This is a genomic window from Aliiglaciecola sp. 2_MG-2023 (assembly GCF_030548145.1).
Classification (GTDB): domain Bacteria; phylum Pseudomonadota; class Gammaproteobacteria; order Enterobacterales; family Alteromonadaceae; genus Aliiglaciecola; species Aliiglaciecola lipolytica_A.
Window position 1 is genome coordinate 37,236 of record NZ_JAUORY010000018.1, and the last position, 17,623, is coordinate 54,858.

General features: G+C 40.4%; 16 protein-coding genes. 10 read left to right on the plus strand and 6 right to left on the minus strand.

From position 1 onward, the window contains the following. Nucleotides 1-357 precede the first annotated feature (357 nt). From Q4567_RS16300 to Q4567_RS16320, 5 genes are all read right to left on the minus strand, one after another. Nucleotides 358-1,362, minus strand: coding sequence for a DUF3080 family protein (locus tag Q4567_RS16300; RefSeq protein ID WP_216047306.1), 1,005 nt, complete (start codon nucleotides 1,360-1,362; stop codon nucleotides 358-360). A 97-nt stretch (nucleotides 1,363-1,459) separates the two neighbouring features. After that, entirely contained in the window at nucleotides 1,460-1,672 is a 213-nt protein-coding gene (locus Q4567_RS16305) for a CPXCG motif-containing cysteine-rich protein (RefSeq protein ID WP_216047305.1), read from the minus strand. A gap of 8 nt (nucleotides 1,673-1,680) precedes the next feature. Further along, nucleotides 1,681-2,424 (minus strand): pteridine reductase, encoded by a 744-nt coding sequence (locus Q4567_RS16310; protein WP_216047304.1) that lies wholly within the window; start codon nucleotides 2,422-2,424, stop codon nucleotides 1,681-1,683. Between the two features lie 95 nt (nucleotides 2,425-2,519). Then, nucleotides 2,520-3,380: a fructosamine kinase family protein gene (locus tag Q4567_RS16315; protein WP_303501095.1), complete on the minus strand. Its 861-nt coding sequence runs from the start codon at nucleotides 3,378-3,380 to the stop codon at nucleotides 2,520-2,522. A 103-nt stretch (nucleotides 3,381-3,483) separates the two neighbouring features. Further along, a complete protein-coding gene (locus Q4567_RS16320; RefSeq protein WP_303501097.1) occupies nucleotides 3,484-4,155 on the minus strand; it encodes an START domain-containing protein in 672 nt (223 codons plus the stop codon). 183 nt (nucleotides 4,156-4,338) lie between these two features. On the opposite strand from Q4567_RS16320, the gene thrS reads away from it, so the two are divergent. From thrS to Q4567_RS16370, 10 genes are all read left to right on the plus strand, one after another. Then, on the plus strand, nucleotides 4,339-6,255 hold the full coding sequence (gene thrS / locus Q4567_RS16325) for a threonine--tRNA ligase (RefSeq protein WP_216047301.1): 1,917 nt from the start codon (nucleotides 4,339-4,341) through the stop codon (nucleotides 6,253-6,255). Between the two features lie 4 nt (nucleotides 6,256-6,259). Next, complete coding sequence (gene infC / locus Q4567_RS16330) at nucleotides 6,260-6,814, plus strand: translation initiation factor IF-3 (protein WP_216047300.1); 555 nt, start codon at nucleotides 6,260-6,262, stop codon at nucleotides 6,812-6,814. Nucleotides 6,815-6,955: 141 nt separating this feature from the next. Continuing rightward, nucleotides 6,956-7,153 (plus strand): 50S ribosomal protein L35, encoded by a 198-nt coding sequence (gene rpmI, locus Q4567_RS16335; RefSeq protein WP_216047299.1) that lies wholly within the window; start codon nucleotides 6,956-6,958, stop codon nucleotides 7,151-7,153. Between the two features lie 18 nt (nucleotides 7,154-7,171). Next, the gene (gene rplT, locus Q4567_RS16340; RefSeq protein ID WP_216047298.1) at nucleotides 7,172-7,528 is read left to right on the plus strand and encodes a 50S ribosomal protein L20; all 357 of its coding nucleotides are present in this window, start codon (nucleotides 7,172-7,174) and stop codon (nucleotides 7,526-7,528) included. A 222-nt stretch (nucleotides 7,529-7,750) separates the two neighbouring features. Then, the gene (locus Q4567_RS16345; protein ID WP_216047297.1) at nucleotides 7,751-7,987 is read left to right on the plus strand and encodes a FeoA family protein; all 237 of its coding nucleotides are present in this window, start codon (nucleotides 7,751-7,753) and stop codon (nucleotides 7,985-7,987) included. A gap of 70 nt (nucleotides 7,988-8,057) precedes the next feature. After that, nucleotides 8,058-9,911 carry a ferrous iron transporter B gene (locus Q4567_RS16350; protein WP_216047296.1) on the plus strand — a complete coding sequence of 618 codons (1,854 nt, stop codon included), beginning with the start codon at nucleotides 8,058-8,060 and terminating at the stop codon, nucleotides 9,909-9,911. Nucleotides 9,912-10,239: 328 nt separating this feature from the next. Then, nucleotides 10,240-11,220: a phenylalanine--tRNA ligase subunit alpha gene (gene pheS / locus Q4567_RS16355; protein ID WP_216047295.1), complete on the plus strand. Its 981-nt coding sequence runs from the start codon at nucleotides 10,240-10,242 to the stop codon at nucleotides 11,218-11,220. Between the two features lie 14 nt (nucleotides 11,221-11,234). Continuing rightward, nucleotides 11,235-13,622: a phenylalanine--tRNA ligase subunit beta gene (gene pheT / locus Q4567_RS16360; RefSeq protein ID WP_216047294.1), complete on the plus strand. Its 2,388-nt coding sequence runs from the start codon at nucleotides 11,235-11,237 to the stop codon at nucleotides 13,620-13,622. Nucleotides 13,623-13,626: 4 nt separating this feature from the next. Continuing rightward, nucleotides 13,627-13,926 (plus strand): integration host factor subunit alpha, encoded by a 300-nt coding sequence (locus Q4567_RS16365; RefSeq protein ID WP_216047293.1) that lies wholly within the window; start codon nucleotides 13,627-13,629, stop codon nucleotides 13,924-13,926. A 128-nt stretch (nucleotides 13,927-14,054) separates the two neighbouring features. Further along, entirely contained in the window at nucleotides 14,055-14,621 is a 567-nt protein-coding gene (locus Q4567_RS16370; RefSeq protein ID WP_303501101.1) for a hypothetical protein, read from the plus strand. Between the two features lie 40 nt (nucleotides 14,622-14,661). Here the strand turns inward: Q4567_RS16370 and Q4567_RS16375 are convergent, their stop codons facing one another. Beyond that, a complete protein-coding gene (locus tag Q4567_RS16375) occupies nucleotides 14,662-17,280 on the minus strand; it encodes an EAL domain-containing protein (RefSeq protein ID WP_303501102.1) in 2,619 nt (872 codons plus the stop codon). Nucleotides 17,281-17,623: the final 343 nt, after the last annotated feature.

Genomic DNA, 17,623 nt, shown 5'->3' on the forward strand with positions numbered 1-17,623 from the left:
TACACAGGCTTATTATGAAAAATGAGATCGAAATTCAGTCTAAAACGATGATCTGCCAGTAGTTGATTGGGGTAAATTCTTAAAATCGTAATTGGTTGTAGCAGTGATAAATTTTACCCCACCGCCAAGACAGTTCTAAGCTACACAGTTTGGCATGAATATCAGATGGTCGATCATCACTATTCACTGGTAAATCTGCCGATAAATAAGTCACTCTCCAAATCCCGATTTTTGCATCTCGCTGAAATTGAATTTTACCAAGCAACTGATTCTGTTTATAAATAAAGCAAGTGCGTTTTGAGTATCGAATATTATGAGTTATCATAACTGTGATTATATACAGTTGTTTGTGTTGGGCTAGACTTTTTGATTGGTACTATTGCATTTGATAAATAAATTTTGCCAGACTTTCTCGTGTTTATGCCGTGCATTGAGATAATTTTCTGATTCTAATTTTCTTTGTATTAAAAATTTTTTGAAAGGCTCCAATAATACTGGGTTATTACGTAAAGTCTTGAAGTTAGGTTCTAACATGTGGTGAACCTCCGCTAAACGACCTATAACGGGGAGGATATCTGCGATGAAGTTTTGCTCGTAGATTAGCTTCAGATTTGCTATCTGTTCAGCAGAGGAAGCGGATTGACAAGATATCTTAGCAAACTCACTTTGTAATCTATCAGCCAGATTGTTAAGCCAAAAGCTCAGTTGATTTTGTGTATACCAAATTTGTGCAGGTAGTGGTTGTTGTCGTAGCGTATTTAATGCTGCTTCTAATCCATCAATGTCTGTCATCGTAGGGGAGTATAAGTTAACTATTAAACTTAGCGAAGCTTGATATGATCGCAGTTGCTCGTTACTTATTTGTGTAAATAGCGTTGAATTGGTACTCAACGAGCGCCTGATTTCAGCACTGCTAAGGACCATTTGCGCCCACACTTTTGGTAGTGTTTGATATTTGTCCTCAAGCCACTGGGTTAACTGCTGCTGTTGTTGTTCGTCATCAGTTTGCTGAAGACATTCATTAAGCCCTTGAATTAATTTAACTTCGTAAGCGAAGCGTTGGGATGGCAATTGAACCTTACCTAGTGCTGTGTTTCGTTGTGCAATTAAGGTGGATACAGGACAATGCTTCAAAGCATAAAAGTCTCGTAAATTCATCGTCGTCTCAGGAATATCTAATTTCATCTGTTGCGATGATGGATAATGAAGACTAGGGTTTTCAGTGTTTAATAGAATTGAAATGTTCAGCTCTTCGCCAACTTGGTTTTGATATTCAGTAAAACTCGATTGAATCGATGACTGGCCGCATGCATTTACCAAAATGAGGCTACAAAATAGCGGCAGCAAGGGTATTGATGACAAATAAACCACCTTTTGCTGTTTGTTTGTATATTTAAGCCCAGCAAATTTGATGGGCCTTTAAAAAATTTAAAACCTCAACCTAATTTAATAATTGAGGTCAATACAACTGCTCATCATCTGAATTGATATTGATTTGAAGTTTGCGATTAAGCTCATCAATATGGAGCTTAACGTGAAACTCGTGACAGCAGTTGGGGCACTCTTCAAAGAAGTCCTGATCACCATTGCTGTAATCTACACTTATATGCAAGTGATGACCGCACTCTGGACAAGCAATAGTTTGTTCAGTTTCAAACACTTCAGTAGTCATTCATTCTCCTATGCGACACTAGGGTTCGCGATACTTCGACCTCCGTCAACTGCCAATATCTGGCCTGTAATATAAGGAGCCGAAATTAGAAATGCGATTGCTTCAGAAATGTCTTTTTCACAACCTAAACGGCCTAATGGGATCTGAGACAGTATCGCATTTTTTTCGTTTTCTGGGAGGGCCGTGTCCGGCCACAAAATTGCCCCAGGGGCTACACCGTTAATACGAACATCAGGTGCTAATTCTTGTGCAAGTGATTGGGTTAGCGTCACCAAAGCCGCTTTCGCCATGCAGTATATAGTATGGCCTGACAATGGACGTTGTGCATGAATATCCACCATATTGATCACAACACCTTGATTTTGTGCAAGTTGTTTTTGTAATTTTTGAATTAGGAATAGCGGGGCTTGAGCGTTACTGCCCATTAGAGCTTGCCAATCTTGTGCTACAAAGTCTCCTAGGGGAGTAGGGTAGAAGGCGGATGCGTTGTTAATCAACACATCAATGCGACCAAAAGCGTCGACAGCTGACTGGGCAATTTTGTTTAACGCTTCCAGTTCACACAAATTACCTTGTACCCATTTTACTGAATCTGCTCGTTTGCCATTCAATTGCTTAGACAATGCTTCAACTTGTTCCACAGAATGATGGCAGTGCAGCACAATTCGATAGCCTAAATTATGCAGAAATTTAGCCGTGTAAGCCCCAAGACGTTTGGCACTGCCAGTGATAAATACTACTTTGTTTTCCATGATACCTAGTTTAATCGTTTATGAAGATAACAAAGACTAGCTGGGATAGATTTTTGACACAAGTCCGGTTTTAGTTCTGAGTTTAAGCAAGTCCTTCATCCTTGCATATTCCTAAGCAGTGATTTTGCGGTTTGCAAATAATTTCCCCCAAACAACAATGCATGGTTGAGAATATGATACAACTGGTAAACCTGCTTTCTGTAAGCATAATGCTCCGTAAGCGGCCAAATCGAGTAATAGCCTTGATAAAAGGTAACTGGAAATTTATTAAATAATTCTGTCATCGCAATATCTGTCTCCCTATCGCCAAAATAGAACGCTGGGTCAAATACCACCGGTGAATCATGCTGGAAGCCTGTGTTACCAATCCACAGGTCGCCGTGCAGCATAGAGGCTGGAGGATTATGTCCGTGTAACAATTTTTCGACAGATTCAACCACATCATCGATGGCTGCAATGTGATGACCGTTTTCTGCTAAAAGTTGAAGCATATAACCGATACGTTGTTCGGCAAAAAATTGCGCCCACTTTTTCGACCAACGATTCGGTTGAGGAGTTAAACCTATAAAGTTATCTTCCTGCCAACCATACATTTTTTGTGTTTGAGTTTGATGCATGGTAGCTAATTTTGAACCTAAATCGAACCAGTTTTTTTCATTGCCTGCGACTAACCGAAGATACTCTAAAACCAGATAACTTTTATTTTCACAAACACCAAAACAGATGACTTTCGGCACCTTAATAATATTGGCTTGTGCAAGGTGCTCTAGCCCTTCAGCTTCGGCACTGAAATTCGATATTTTGTCCTCATCATTGAGCTTAACAAAAAAACGTTTGTGTCCATCTGTAATGCGGTAAGCGCTATGAGAGTCTCCTTCAGTGATCTCTCGGATATCGTCACAAATAAATTCTTGATTTAATATTTGACTAATTTGATCGCTAACAAAATGCCACATAAGTTTGACTTAATTTAGCTATAAAACCTGAGTATGGATCACTTGCAAATAATTGAAGGTATTTTTCATTATTAAAAAGTACACGTTATAACTTTTTGTAATGTTAAAACCTTGTAGGCGCACCGAATATTTCCCCCAGATTATGAAAAGTTTTAAACATCGAAGATACAACTAACTTATTTGCTAGCCAGATAGGGAGATTTCCAGAGGGTTCACCATATCCGATGTATTCAATTTGCATAGTATTTTTTGATGTTGCGGTTATTCGCCAATTACCGCGCACATTTTGTATCCGAACAAGTGTGTTGTTGGGCGGATAATATTCAGAGTAGTCTTGTACTTGAATCCTTATTGTGTGAGTTACTGAATCAATTTCGGTAAATGACTTGGTTATCATTTCACGGTCTTTGGCTGGCCAAGGTGCGTTGAAAGTCGTTTTGACGATTTTCTCTACAGGCGAGGGGGAGGCAAGAAGTTCGACTTTTTCGCAATTATCAATCCAGCTAGCGGCGATTGCGGTATTATCCAGAAGTGTTAAAAAATCTTCGGGCACGCCCTTGACTGTAATCGTTGCTTTGAGCCAAACGTAACCGCTGACATCTTCAACAGTGTGAATCTTGATATGCTCTGTTTGTTGTGCTAACAACCAATTTTCCCTTGATGGCTTGGCAAAGGTTTGAACATGCAGCAACAATGATAAACACAGTAATGCGTATTTTATACATGCATTATATGTCCGTACTGATTGCATCGGCAGTAACATTTTAGGTATCATGTGTTCCTTCTCCCTGATCGTAGCAGGGTTGATTTTTTATTAACTTATTCATTTTTCGGTTTAAGTTGTTTAAACACCCTCCGCTGGGTGTTTTTTATTGTTTATACACTGAGAACCGAAAAATAACTTTATAATTCACACGTGGCGCTTGGTAGGTGTCACCACTGTGTAAAGGATTATTCAATGCTAACAATTACTCTTCCTGATGGCAGTCAACGCCAGTTCGAAAATTCCGTTTCTGTATTAGATGTAGCCAATGATATTGGACCAGGGCTAGCGAAAGCTACTATTGCTGGAAAAATAAATGGCGAGCTGGTGGACGCCGTCGACATGATCACTGAAGATGCCAGTCTACAGATTATTACTGCCAGAGACGAAGAGGGATTAGAAATCATCCGTCACTCTTGTGCACATTTGATTGGTCACGCCATCAAACAGCTCTATCCTGACGTCAAAATGGCCATAGGTCCAACAATCGATAACGGTTTTTATTACGATATCGACATGGAACATTCATTAAATGATGACGATCTAGTCAAGCTGGAAAAGCGTATGTTAGAGCTGGCGAAAACCAGTTATGACGTGGTTAAGAAGAAAGTAAGTTGGCAGCAAGCAAGAGATACCTTTGAAGCTCGTGGTGAGACTTATAAAATAGAAATCTTGGATGAAAACATCAGCAAAGATGACAGTCCAGGACTATACCATCACGAAGAATATGTCGATATGTGTCGCGGTCCTCATGTACCTAACATGCGTTTTTGTCAACATTTCAAGTTAATGAAAGTGGCTGGAGCTTATTGGCGTGGTAATAGTGACAATAAAATGTTGCAGCGCATTTATGGCACAGCTTGGGCTGATAAAAAACAACTGAAAGCTTACCTCAATCGTTTAGAAGAAGCTGAAAAGCGTGATCACCGTAAAATTGGTAAAGCATTAGATTTGTTCCATTGGCAAGAAGAAGCGCCTGGAATGGTGTTCTGGCACAACGATGGTTGGAGTATTTACACTGAGCTAGAAAAATATATTCGCATAAAACAACGTGAATATGGTTTTGGTGAAGTAAAAGGCCCACTGATGATGGACCGCGTTTTGTGGGAAAAATCTGGTCATTGGGAAAAATACTCTGAGCATATGTTTACCACAGAGTCTGAGAAGCGTGAATATGCTATCAAGCCGATGAACTGCCCGGGACACGTACAAATATTTAATCAAGGTTTGAAATCATACCGTGACCTACCTTTGCGTATGGCTGAATTTGGTTGTTGTCACCGTAACGAACCATCTGGTGCTTTACACGGCCTGATGCGCGTACGTGGATTCACCCAAGATGACGCACATATTTTCTGCACCGAAGATCAGATACAGGCCGAAGTGGCAAGTTGTATTGATATGATTTACGAAGTTTACAAAGTCTTTGGCTTTGATAAAATTGTAGTGAAATTATCCACACGTCCTGAAAAACGCGTGGGCTCAGACGAAGTTTGGGATAAAGCCGAACAAAAGCTTGCCGATGCATTGACCTCAAAGAATATCGATTTTCAGTATTTACCAGGTGAAGGTGCTTTTTACGGCCCCAAAATTGAATTTACCTTACATGATTGCTTAGACCGTGCTTGGCAATGTGGTACCGTGCAACTTGATTTCTCAATGCCTGGTCGTTTAGGTGCTACTTATGTTGCCGAAGATGGGGAACGTAAAGTGCCTGTCATGATTCACCGTGCAACATTAGGTTCACTTGAACGTTTTATCGGTATTTTGACTGAAGAGTATGCTGGCTTGTATCCGACTTGGTTAGCTCCAACTCAGGTTGTGGTGATGAATATCACCGATAAACAGGGTGAATATGCTGCAAATGTAGCGAAAAAATTACAACAAAATGGAATTAGATCGAAGTCGGACTTGAGAAATGAGAAGATAGGCTTTAAAATCCGCGAGCACACTCTTAGACGTGTTCCATTTTTATTAGTCGTAGGCGACAAAGAAATGGAAGCAAACGAAGTAGCGGTGCGCTCTCGCAAGGGTGATGACCTCGGTAAATTCTCAATAGAAGGGTTTATGGAGTTGATTAATCAACAGGTCACATCTAAGCAATTAGATTAATTTCGTGGAGGAACGACATATTAAAGGCGCTAATAATAAGGCTCAAGGCGATAAAGCCAACATCAATGAAGAAATCACAGCGACAGAAGTTCGCTTAATTGGTAAAGAAGGTGAACAGCTAGGGATAGTATCTCTAGGAGAAGCTCAAACTCTCGCCGACCAAGCTAGTTTGGATCTAGTAGAGATAAGTCCGAACGCTGAGCCGCCTGTATGTAAGGTAATGGATTACGGAAAGTTCCTTTTCGAGAAGAGTAAAGCTCAAAAAGAGCAGAAGAAAAAACAAAAGCAAATTCAGGTCAAGGAGATTAAATTTCGCCCTGGCACTGATGAAGGCGACTACCAGGTAAAACTGCGCAACCTGCGTCGCTTTCTAGAAGGAGGTGATAAGGCCAAGGTAACGATTCGTTTTCGCGGACGTGAAATGGCCCACCAAGAGATCGGCATTGAACAACTAAAACGCGTGCGCGCGGATTTAGAAGACATTGCTAATTGCGAATCTTTCCCTCATAGAGTGGAAGGTCGTCAAATGATCATGGTGCTCGCCCCAATTAAGAAGTAGTAAAGGTTTACAAGTAACTAAGGACCGTAAAATCGGATCTGCACCTTAAGTTCACCTTGCTGCTATGTTGAAACAACGACCCCAGAGTAGTCATGCAATGCATGTCCTCAAGTGTGGTCTTAACAATGCGGAGTTTTAGCAATGCCTAAAATGAAATCCAATAGTGGAGCAGCCAAGCGTTTTAAAAAAACCGCTTCAGGTCGTTTCAAAAGTAAGCAGTCTCACTTGCGTCACATTTTGACCAAGAAGAGCTCTAAGCGTAAACGTCACTTGCGTGGCAAGAAATTAGCCCATTCAGCTGACACTGCGTTGATTCAACGCATGTTACCTTACGTTTAAAGCACAGGAGACTAAAAAATGGCAAGAGTAAAACGTGGTGTAGTTGCCCGTGCCCGTCATAAGAAGGTACTAAAGCAAGCCAAAGGTTATTACGGAGCTCGTAGTCGAGTTTATCGCGTTGCTGTCCAGGCAGTAACAAAAGCAGGTCAATATGCATACCGTGACCGTCGTCAGCGTAAGCGTCAATTCCGTCAATTATGGATTGCACGTATTAATGCTGCGGCACGTCAAAATGGCATGTCTTACAGCCGTTTCATTAACGGTCTGAAGAAAGCGTCTGTCGAAATCGATCGTAAGATCCTTGCTGACATCGCTGTGCATGATAAAGGCGCATTTACTGCATTGGTTGATGCAGCAAAAGGCGCATTGGCTTAATTTTTAACAATTAAGTTTAAGTTCTTTCGGGAAAAGGCGAACCAGGATGGTTCGCCTTTTTTCGTTTTGGCTGAATATAAATTGTACTGATTATTCGGGTTAATAATTAGATATGCACTTTATCGCTTAAAAAATCTCAAAGCAGGCTATTCAAACCTTGCCTTTTACTAGTACTTTATAAGATAATAAATGAAAATAATTCTCATTTGTGGTCAGTAAGTCATGTTGCAAAATACAGTGTGGGAACTTCCTACTAAAAAAACCGCCGAAATCGTTGGATTACAAAGTGGTCTTTCGGTTGCTATGAGTAATAGGCTTAAAGAAATGGGCTTTTGTGACGGTGAGATAATCGTATGTTTAAAGCAATGTCCATTTAACGGTCCAAAAGTTGTGGAATTGGGTGGTGCAATCTTGTCAATTGATAAAGAAATAGCGCAAAATATTAAAATTAAAATATAGCTCAATTTCGTCTAACTCGTTAGCTCGTTATTTTCTACTTTACTAAATTCTCACTAAACAGGTACCCGTAGTGTCTTCAACTGTTTCAGATAATATTAATAATGCTCAACAGAAAGTTGTTTTAATTGGACGACCAAATAGCGGTAAAAGCTTACTGTTCAACCAATTAACGGGATTGCAGCAAAAAGTGGCTAACTTTCCTGGCGTCACAGTAGAGCTGAAATCAGGTAAGATGAAAGATCTAACGATTGTAGATTTCCCTGGAACTTATTCACTACATAGTTTCTCTCAAGACGAGCAAGTGGCAGTAGATGCGATTTATAAAGCTCTCGATAGCGATGAAACTAGTTTAATTGTGTGTGTCTTAGATGCCTCTAGACTAGAGCGCAGCTTGGTATTTGGACTGCAAATTCAAGCTTTAGCAAAAAAGCACAACAAAGGTTTTGTATTTGTCATCAACATGATCGACGACGCATTGCGTTTTGGACATGAAATCGATGTGCAAGGTCTATCAACAGAGCTAGGCTCACCGGTTTTTGCATTATCTGCGAAAACATTGATTGGACTGTCTGAGTTTCAACAAGCGTTACCTGAACTAGTTGAAAAACACCAGAGCACGATACCGAAAATAGTAAATGATAATCACGATGACGTTATCAAGCGAAGCCGTCAGCTAGCTTATAAGTTCGGCATGAATGCCAACGTAGTGCTGAAACAACAGAACCAGATAGATCAATTTCTATTACATAATTGGTTAGGCGGTGTTGCTTTCATGGCAATTATGTTTTTGTTATTCCAAAGTATCTTTACTTGGGCAACACCACTTATGGACGCGGTTGAAAGTGGTATAGGAATCCTTGCCAGTTTTGTCAGTGAGATGCTGCCTGAAGGTATTTTTAATGACTTCTTAAATGACGCTATATTTGGTGGGGTAGGCTCTTTCTTAGTTTTTGTTCCACAAATTATGGTGTTAACCTTTATTATTGGGTTGTTAGAAGACAGTGGATATTTAGCCCGTGCGGCATTGATTTGTCATAAACCCTTAAGCTTCTTTGGTTTATCAGGTCGAAGTTTTATTCCTTACTTATCGGGACATGCCTGTGCCATCCCTGCAATAATGGCCGCTCGAACAATTGAGTCACCACGTAAGCGTCTAATTACGATGATGACCATTCCTTTAATGTCCTGTTCAGCTCGTTTGCCCGTGTATGCTTTATTAATCGCAGTATTTATCCCGCAAGTCCAATATCTTGGCGGATTGGTAAATACTCAAGGGATGGTGTTCTTTGGTCTTTACATGACTGGCATAGTGACGGCATTAATCGTAAGTTTTGTGATGGATAAAATGCATTTCGCCGACAGTGATAAAAGCGAAATGCCTTTTATCTTGGAGTTACCAAGTTATCGTTTGCCGCACTGGAAACCACTGATGTATCGCGTGCTAAATAGCGCTAAGTATTTTATTCGACGCGCAGCACCCGTGATTTTCATGGTTTCGGTGGGGATTTGGATTTTGGGGTATTTCCCTATTCATGAGGGCGGTTTAGAAAATTCATACTTAGGCCATATAGGTCATTTTATTGAGCCTTTATTTGAACCTCTTGGTATCGATTGGCGATATGGCGTGGCTATTTTGATGTCATTTCTTGCCCGTGAAGTATTTGTTGGTACCTTAGGAACATTGTTTGGTATTGAAGGGGCAGATGAGAATATTGCTGGCTTAGCTGCCAACATCCAAAACGATGGGCTAACCTTTGCCGCAGGCATGGGGCTGTTAATGTTTTACGTTATTGCACTGCAATGTGTTGCCACTGTTGCAACTATTAAAGCCGAAACTGGCAGTCAAAAGATCGCTTGGGGTTTAGTTGTGGGTTATGGAGCCCTCGCATATTTGATGGCGTTTATCGTATATAACATTTTCTAAAACTGTAAATTTACATTACCTCACAAAGTGACGCTTATTTAGTGAATCTTTGTGGGGTTTAGAAGTTAAAAAAGAGTCTGATCACCAGTCACTTATTAGTAACATTTTCCCATTCAAAACTCTTTCATTGCCCCAACGGGCTTCTCTGATGCATATTTACTTAGCATTTTTCAAAATTAATAAAAATTTGTTGATCATTCACAGCCAGACTCTAGCTATAAGGGGCTGATTTCGTGTAGAATTGCCGGTTCTTTTTTTGAAGTACCATTAGCAGGTTTGTGAAGATAGGCCTTTAATTTATTAAGTAAAATTCCAATTCGAGGAAGCTATGGATCTCGACGCCATAATTGAACAGGCACAAATTAAAATTAACGATGCACAAGATGCGGCAACATTAGACGCGGTGCGAGTAGAGTTTATGGGTAAAAAAGGTCATATGACCGATTTGCTTAAAGGACTTGGTAAGTTATCAGCTGAAGAGCGTCCAATTGCCGGACAAAAAATAAACTTAGCTAAGCAAAAGATTCAAGGGCTTATTTCAGTTCGCGGCGAATACTTGCGAGATGCTGAGCTGAACGCTAAATTAGCCGGTGAAACAATTGATGTCACTCTACCAGGCAGAACTGAAAATCTCGGCGGGCTGCACCCAGTAAGCAGAACTATACGCCGAATTGAAAGTTTCTTTGGAGAACTAGGTTTCACCGTGAAATCAGGGCCCGAAGTGGAAGACGGTTTCCATAATTTTGATGCTTTGAATATACCCGCTAATCATCCAGCTCGTGCTGATCATGATACCTTCTATTTTAATCCTGATGTAATGCTGCGTACGCAAACATCAGGTGTGCAAATTCGTACCATGGAAGTAGAAAAGCCACCGCTACGTATTATCTCTCCAGGTCGTGTATATCGTAATGATTACGATCAAACTCATACGCCTATGTTTCATCAGGTGGAAGGGTTAATGGTGGATAAAAATGTCAGTTTTGCGGAACTTAAAGGTGTACTTCATGACTTTTTAAATAATTTCTTTGAAGCCGATTTACAGGTGCGTTTCCGTCCTTCTTATTTTCCTTTTACAGAGCCTTCAGCGGAAGTTGATGTGATGGGACAAAACGGCAAATGGTTAGAAGTACTGGGTTGCGGCATGGTCCATCCAAATGTACTTAGAGCGGTTAACATAGACCCAGAAGAATACACTGGATTTGCTTTTGGCATGGGAGTCGAACGTCTTACCATGTTGCGTTACGGTGTGAACGATCTTCGTGCCTTTTTTGAGAACGATCTTCGTTTCCTCAAGCAGTTTAATTAAGGGGACTCGATAAAATGAAATTCAGTGAAAAGTGGTTGAGAGAGTGGGTTAATCCAGCAATATCAACACAACAATTATCAGAACAACTTAGTATGGCCGGTTTAGAAGTTGATGCAGTTGATCCGGTTGCAGGCGAGTTTTCAGGTGTATTAGTGGGCGAAGTTGTTGAGTGTGGACAACACCCTAATGCAGACAAGTTACGAGTGACAAAAATTAACATCGGAGAAGACGAGTTAATTGATATCGTTTGTGGTGCACCGAATTGTCGACAGGGCATCAAAGTTGCTGTAGCAACTGTTGGCGCTGTACTACCAGGTAACTTTAAAATTAAAAAGGCGAAATTACGAGGTGAGCCTTCGTTTGGTATGCTTTGTAGTTTTTCTGAGTTAGGTATTAGCGATGATCATGACGGTATTGTAGAGCTTCCTAGTGATGCGCCAATTGGTCAGGATATTCGTGACTATCTACAATTGGACGATGTCACTATTGAAGTCGATTTAACACCTAACCGAGCGGATTGCCTTGGTATCAGAGGGGTAGCGCGGGAAGTAGGTGTGTTGAATCAGGTTGAAGTGAACGCACCAAAAATAGAAAGCGTTGATAGTAAAATTGAGGATACTCGAGAAATCCAACTTGTCGCACCTGAAGCGTGCCCAAGATATTTAGGCCGGGTATTAAAAAACATAAACCTTGCAGCAAAGTCACCTTTGTGGATGCAAGAGAAACTTAGACGTAGCGGTATTCGTAGTATTGATCCCGTGGTAGACGTAACAAATTACGTTTTACTTGAACTGGGTCACCCAATGCACGCGTTTGATTTGGATAAATTGGATGGCGATATTGTTGTCCGTTTTGCCAGTGAAAATGAAAAATTAACGCTTCTGGATGGCAACGAAACTAAGCTAAAAACCAATACACTGGTGATTGCTGATCAACGTAAAGCATTAGCAATGGCTGGGATTTTCGGTGGTTTAGAATCCGGTGTCACAAATGAGTCTAAGAATATATTTTTAGAAAGTGCATTTTTTGCGCCTGACGCGATTATGGGCAAAGCCCGTCAATACGGTTTGCATACTGATGCATCACACCGCTACGAGCGTGGCGTAGATCCACAGCTACAAAGAGTGGCAATGGAGCGAGCGACCCAACTTCTTTTGGATATTGTTGGTGGTGAAGCTGGACCAATAACTGAGTCTGTTAGCCAAGAGCATCTTCCAACACAAAAGACTATTCAACTGCGAGCATCGCGTCTGACGCGTATTCTTGGAATCCATGTAGAAGACGCGAAGGTGACCGATATCCTAACTCGTTTAGGTTTAGACGTTAGCTTCTCCGATAATAAGTGGACGGTTGTTGTACCTGCTTATCGATTTGATATCAGCATCGAAGAAGATCTGATTGAAGAGATTGCCAGAGTCTATGGATACAATAGTATTCCAACAATAGCGCCCACTGCTAAGTTAAAAATGTCGGTCCATAAGGAACAAAACCTTACTTTAGACAGACTAAAACAAACGTTGGTAGAGCGAGATTACCAAGAAGCGATAACCTATTCATTCGTGGATCCTAAAGTGCAAAGTGCTTTATTCCCTGACGCCTTAGGTATGCAGTTGCCTCATCCTATTTCTGCTGATATGTCTGCAATGCGTGTTAGTTTGTGGACAGGACTATTGCAGTCCGTGTCTTACAATCAAAAACGTCAACAAAGTCGTGTCAGATTATTTGAAACAGGTTTGAGATTCGTACCTGATGAGAATGAGAAAACCGGTGTAAGACAAGAAGTTGTTGTTGGTGGTGTGATATGTGGTAATCGCAACAATGAACATTGGAATATGGAAGACCGTGCTGTTGACTTCTACGATGTTAAAGCGGATGTAGAAGCTTTGTTGCAAACTACAGCTAATCTTTCTGAGTTTAGTTTTAAAGCGGCTCAGCATTCAGCTCTTCACCCAGGCCAATGTGCACAAATTTATCGTGATCAAGAGTTGGTCGGATATGTCGGTGCTGTGCATCCTAAATTTACCAAAATATTGGGGTTGAACGGCAAAACATTCGTTTTCGAGCTTGATTTCAATGCAATTGGAGGCAAAAAACTGCCATTAGCTGAAGAAATTTCAAAATTTCCTGCTAATAGACGTGACATTGCTATCGTTGTAGAGGAAGATAAAGTTGTAGGTGAAATAATTTCTTACATCGAAAAATTTGGCGGAAATCAACTAGTTGGCCTAAACTTATTCGATGTGTACAGAGGCAAGGGAATAGAGGCCGGTTATAAAAGCTTGGCAATCTCTCTTACTCTACAGGACCAAACAAGAACGCTTGAAGAAAATGATATTCAAGCGGTAGTTGAAGACATTCTGTCCCAGTTAGCAGAAAAGTTCGGGGCATCATTGAGGGATTGACTTTATGGCGTTAACCAAAGCTGAAATGGCTGAGCATTTGTTCGAAAAATTGGGAATTAATAAGCGGGATGCTAAAGATCTTGTTGAATCATTTTTTGAGGAAGTAAGAGAAGCACTTGAAGACGGAGAGCAAGTAAAATTGTCCGGCTTCGGTAACTTTGATTTACGTGAAAAAAATGAACGTCCTGGTAGAAACCCTAAAACCGGGGAAGATATTCCGATTAAAGCACGCAGAGTAGTGACCTTCAGACCAGGTCAAAAACTCAAAAGTCGTGTGGAAAATACGGAACCTTCAAACTCTTAAATCGAGTATTTCACACCCTTATTTTTATAAGGGTGTGAGACAGTTTCATTACCGGATAAACCTCCTAATAAGCTGGTTAAAATCTGGACTTTACTGAATCCGCTCACTTAATCTAAATAGTAATTTAAATGGCCAAAAAACTCTTACTGGTTGCAACGTTAATTGTTGCGGCAGTTATCGCCTTAACGCAGTTAAATCAACCTGAAACTGTTTTAAGCGCTGATTTACCTAATCATCCATCCCAGAATCAGTCGGATGATATTAAACAATACTCATACAAAGATATTTTAAACAATGATGAGTTTAAACTGGGGATGCAACAAGCTGTTGAAAATAATGACATTGAGCTTGCTAAAACGCTACAGGAAAAAGCCATTGAAATCGCAGTAGCCGCTAATTTGCCTGCCACTGAAGTATCCTTAATCTCTGGTGATAATGGATTGCGATTTATGCAGTTTTTAGCCTGTAGACAAATTTTTGTGAAAAAATTCCAACAACATTATCTTTCATTTCAAGATATCCAACAGTTGAAACTCGATTACCCAGAAGCGCAAGACTTGTTTGAGCGTTCAGATAATCTGATTGAAACTCGAGATAGTCAAATTCATGCATTAGCTGAACAGTTAGCAGGCGAGAGTGGGGATGTTGAATTGTATTTACAATTGGCTAAAGAACAGTGGATTTCCCGGCAATAAGCGCAGAAAACCATTGCTTAATTAGCGTGATGGAAGAATGCTAGTTAACTTTAAGATGCCAAGCGTTTTCTGATTGCCATTTTGAAATCCAATCCGGTATCTTTTCAGCTACCATGGGTTTAGCTATACCGTAACCTTGAGCTAGTTCGCAACCCAGTTTTACAAGGGCCTTTCCATGCTCAATGCTTTCTACACCTTCGGCGATCACTTTTCGTTGGAAAGCATTCGCTAAACCTACCACGCCTTGAACAATCGCTAAGTCATCAGTATCCTCCAACATATCTCGTACAAAACTTTGATCTATTTTGATTAAATATGCTGGTAATCGTTTGAGATAGGTAAGTGAAGAGTATCCAGTGCCAAAGTCGTCAATCGCAAATCGGACGCCTAGTTCTTGGCATGTATTCATTGTTGTGGATACGAGGCTAGTATCGTGTAAAGCGCTGGTTTCAAGTATCTCCAGTTCTAATCGATTTGGATTGACTTCTGGGTGGGCGCTCAACAATGCAGCTAAACGAGTTGTGAAATTATTTTGTTGTAATTGATAAGCACTAATGTTTACACTTATCGGAATATCTAAGCCTATTTTTTGCCATTGGTGTATTTGCGACAAAGCGCTGTCGATAACCCATTCCCCCAATTTTAAACTAATTACATGACCTTCTATTAAAGGTAAGAATGCTAAAGGCGGTATCAAACCATTCACTCGGTGTTGCCAACGTATTAATGCTTCAGCTCCAATAACCTCACCGGTTCGCATGTTTACCTTTGGTTGATAATGCAGTACAAATTCGTCTTTTTGCAAAGCGATATTTACATTTTCAATACTTTCACGTTGTGTATTGAGTGCAATATCTTCTGCGGTATCAAACAAATGAAATCGATTTTTACCTGCTTGTTTGGCGATATACATAGCTTGGTCGGCATGACGAATGAGTTGATCGGAATCTACATTGTCGTGGGGATAAAGGGTGACGCCAATACTGGCTGAAACTTGCATCAACGCATCGCCAACATTTACTGGATCTGATGCCGCTTTCAATAATCTTTTTAATACTTGTTTAGTATCTTCAAATTTTTGTAAATCAACCATCACTGCAATAAATTCATCTCCTCCGATTCGAGCCAGAGTATCTCCCTCGCGCAAGGCTTCTTTCATTCGCTGGGAAACGGCGATAAGCAGTTCATCTCCAACATTGTGTCCATAGGTGTCATTGATGGCTTTGAAACCATCTAAGTCCATAAATGCTACGGCTAACGATTGGTTGCGTCGTTCGCACTGCATGGTCGCTTGGCTCAATCTATCTGCAAGTAATACGCGATTTGGAAGATTCGTCAAAGCATCATAGTGGGCAATACGTTCTAGTTGTCCTTGATATGCTTTCATTGGCGTAATATCGGTGGATAAAGATACGTAATGCTGAACATTGCCTGTGGAGTTTTTTACCGCACTAATGGTCACTAATTCTGGATATATGTCGCCATTTTTACGTTGACTCCAAATTTCGCCACGCCAATGACCTTGAGTTTCAATGGTTTCCCACATTTCATCGTAAAACTCCGTAGAGTGGCGATTAGAGCGCAAAATACTGGGCTCCTTTCCTTGCACATCCTGAAGTGTATATCCGGTAATGTGCGTAAATGCTTCGTTAATTTCAATAATTTTAACATTGGCATCGGTGATCATGATGCCTTCTTGGGCATGGGTAAATACGCTGGCTGCTCGTTCCAGCTTTTCTTCGGCTTGTTTTTTCTCAATGGCGATACTTGCCAAACTCGCGGTTTGCTCAATCAGCAAAAGATCTGCGTCAGTCGGTTGGTGTGGAGCATGATGATAAATGGCAAATGTACCTAGCACTGTTCCAGTAGTTGAACGTATGGGCTCTGACCAACATGCGCCTAATCCAGCTTCTTTTGCGAGTTCTTTATAGGCAGCCCAATATGGATGGCAATTAATATCATCTACTACCACTCGTTTGTTGGTAAACGCTGCGGTTCCACAAGAACCCACTCCAATACCTATCTCTATGCCGTTAATAGCGTCATTGTAAAATTGAGGTAGGCCATTTGCAGTGCCAATAACTAAATGTTTTTGTGATTCATCTAATAACAGAACACTACAAAGCATATTGGGATTTTCTTGTTCAACGACCTGTACTATAGCGTGTAGTATTTCGCGTAAAGGTTTACCTCGAGAAATCAGCTCTAACACGTGACGACTTGACTTGACCCGCAATTCAGCCTGTTTTCGTTGACTGATATCGTGAATGATACCGACTAAAAAATGTTTCCCTTGAGAGTCGGTAAATCGGTTTTTTTTAGTCAGTACGGTTTTTTCTTCGGCCCCCAATATTGTTAACGTTTCTTCGCATAGAATTTCATCACCAGTTTGTAACACTTTTTTGTCGACGGCCAAAAAATGCTCGCGTTCTTTTGCTGTTACTTTCTCCGCAAGGGTTTTACCTAATGCTTCTTTTCTGGTTAAGCCAAAGATTTTACAAAATGCATCATTCACAAGTAATAATCTGCATTCTTCATCTTTAACGAAAATGGGATCTCCTGTGATATTGAAAGCAGCATTAAAATACTTTTCAATCTCATCGGGTTTTTCAAAAAATTTACTTAAAGAAGGTGCCTTTTTACTGTTTTTCGATGTCATGTTACAAACTCCTAGTCAGACAATTTTAACAAGAGATGCCTGTTTAGTTCTGCTGACCTGTATAACGATTTAACAATAGTTTTGGCTTCGATTGCTCAATTTGAATTTGATTTGAGTCGTTCTCAATAATTTCGAAGTGATATTGTCCGTGAGCATATTTATAAAGTTAAAAATAAATCGACAGGGTTTACGAATAATTGATTCTCTTTACAATTATAACTGCCATCGAAATTTTAGTAATTATACATTGGTTCTATAAAAATTAGCATAAGCGATAGGAAATAGATATTCTCGGATTCAACTTGATAGAAAAATCACGTTCGCGAGGTTGAGATTCAGGCGA

Bases quoted from the DNA above. Each gene is read 5' to 3' on its own strand.
- Q4567_RS16305 (WP_216047305.1), bottom strand. From the start codon at position 1,672: ATGACTACTGAAGTGTTTGAAACTGAACAAACTATTGCTTGTCCAGAG.
- Q4567_RS16310 (WP_216047304.1), bottom strand. From the start codon at position 2,424: ATGGAAAACAAAGTAGTATTTATCACTGGCAGTGCCAAACGTCTTGGG.
- Q4567_RS16315 (WP_303501095.1), bottom strand. From the start codon at position 3,380: ATGTGGCATTTTGTTAGCGATCAAATTAGTCAAATATTAAATCAAGAA.
- Q4567_RS16320 (WP_303501097.1), bottom strand. From the start codon at position 4,155: ATGATACCTAAAATGTTACTGCCGATGCAATCAGTACGGACATATAAT.
- thrS (WP_216047301.1), top strand. From the start codon at position 4,339: ATGCTAACAATTACTCTTCCTGATGGCAGTCAACGCCAGTTCGAAAAT.
- rpmI (WP_216047299.1), top strand. From the start codon at position 6,956: ATGCCTAAAATGAAATCCAATAGTGGAGCAGCCAAGCGTTTTAAAAAA.
- rplT (WP_216047298.1), top strand. From the start codon at position 7,172: ATGGCAAGAGTAAAACGTGGTGTAGTTGCCCGTGCCCGTCATAAGAAG.
- Q4567_RS16345 (WP_216047297.1), top strand. From the start codon at position 7,751: ATGTTGCAAAATACAGTGTGGGAACTTCCTACTAAAAAAACCGCCGAA.
- pheS (WP_216047295.1), top strand. From the start codon at position 10,240: ATGGATCTCGACGCCATAATTGAACAGGCACAAATTAAAATTAACGAT.
- pheT (WP_216047294.1), top strand. From the start codon at position 11,235: ATGAAATTCAGTGAAAAGTGGTTGAGAGAGTGGGTTAATCCAGCAATA.
- Q4567_RS16365 (WP_216047293.1), top strand. From the start codon at position 13,627: ATGGCGTTAACCAAAGCTGAAATGGCTGAGCATTTGTTCGAAAAATTG.
- Q4567_RS16370 (WP_303501101.1), top strand. From the start codon at position 14,055: ATGGCCAAAAAACTCTTACTGGTTGCAACGTTAATTGTTGCGGCAGTT.
- Q4567_RS16375 (WP_303501102.1), bottom strand. From the start codon at position 17,280: ATGACATCGAAAAACAGTAAAAAGGCACCTTCTTTAAGTAAATTTTTT.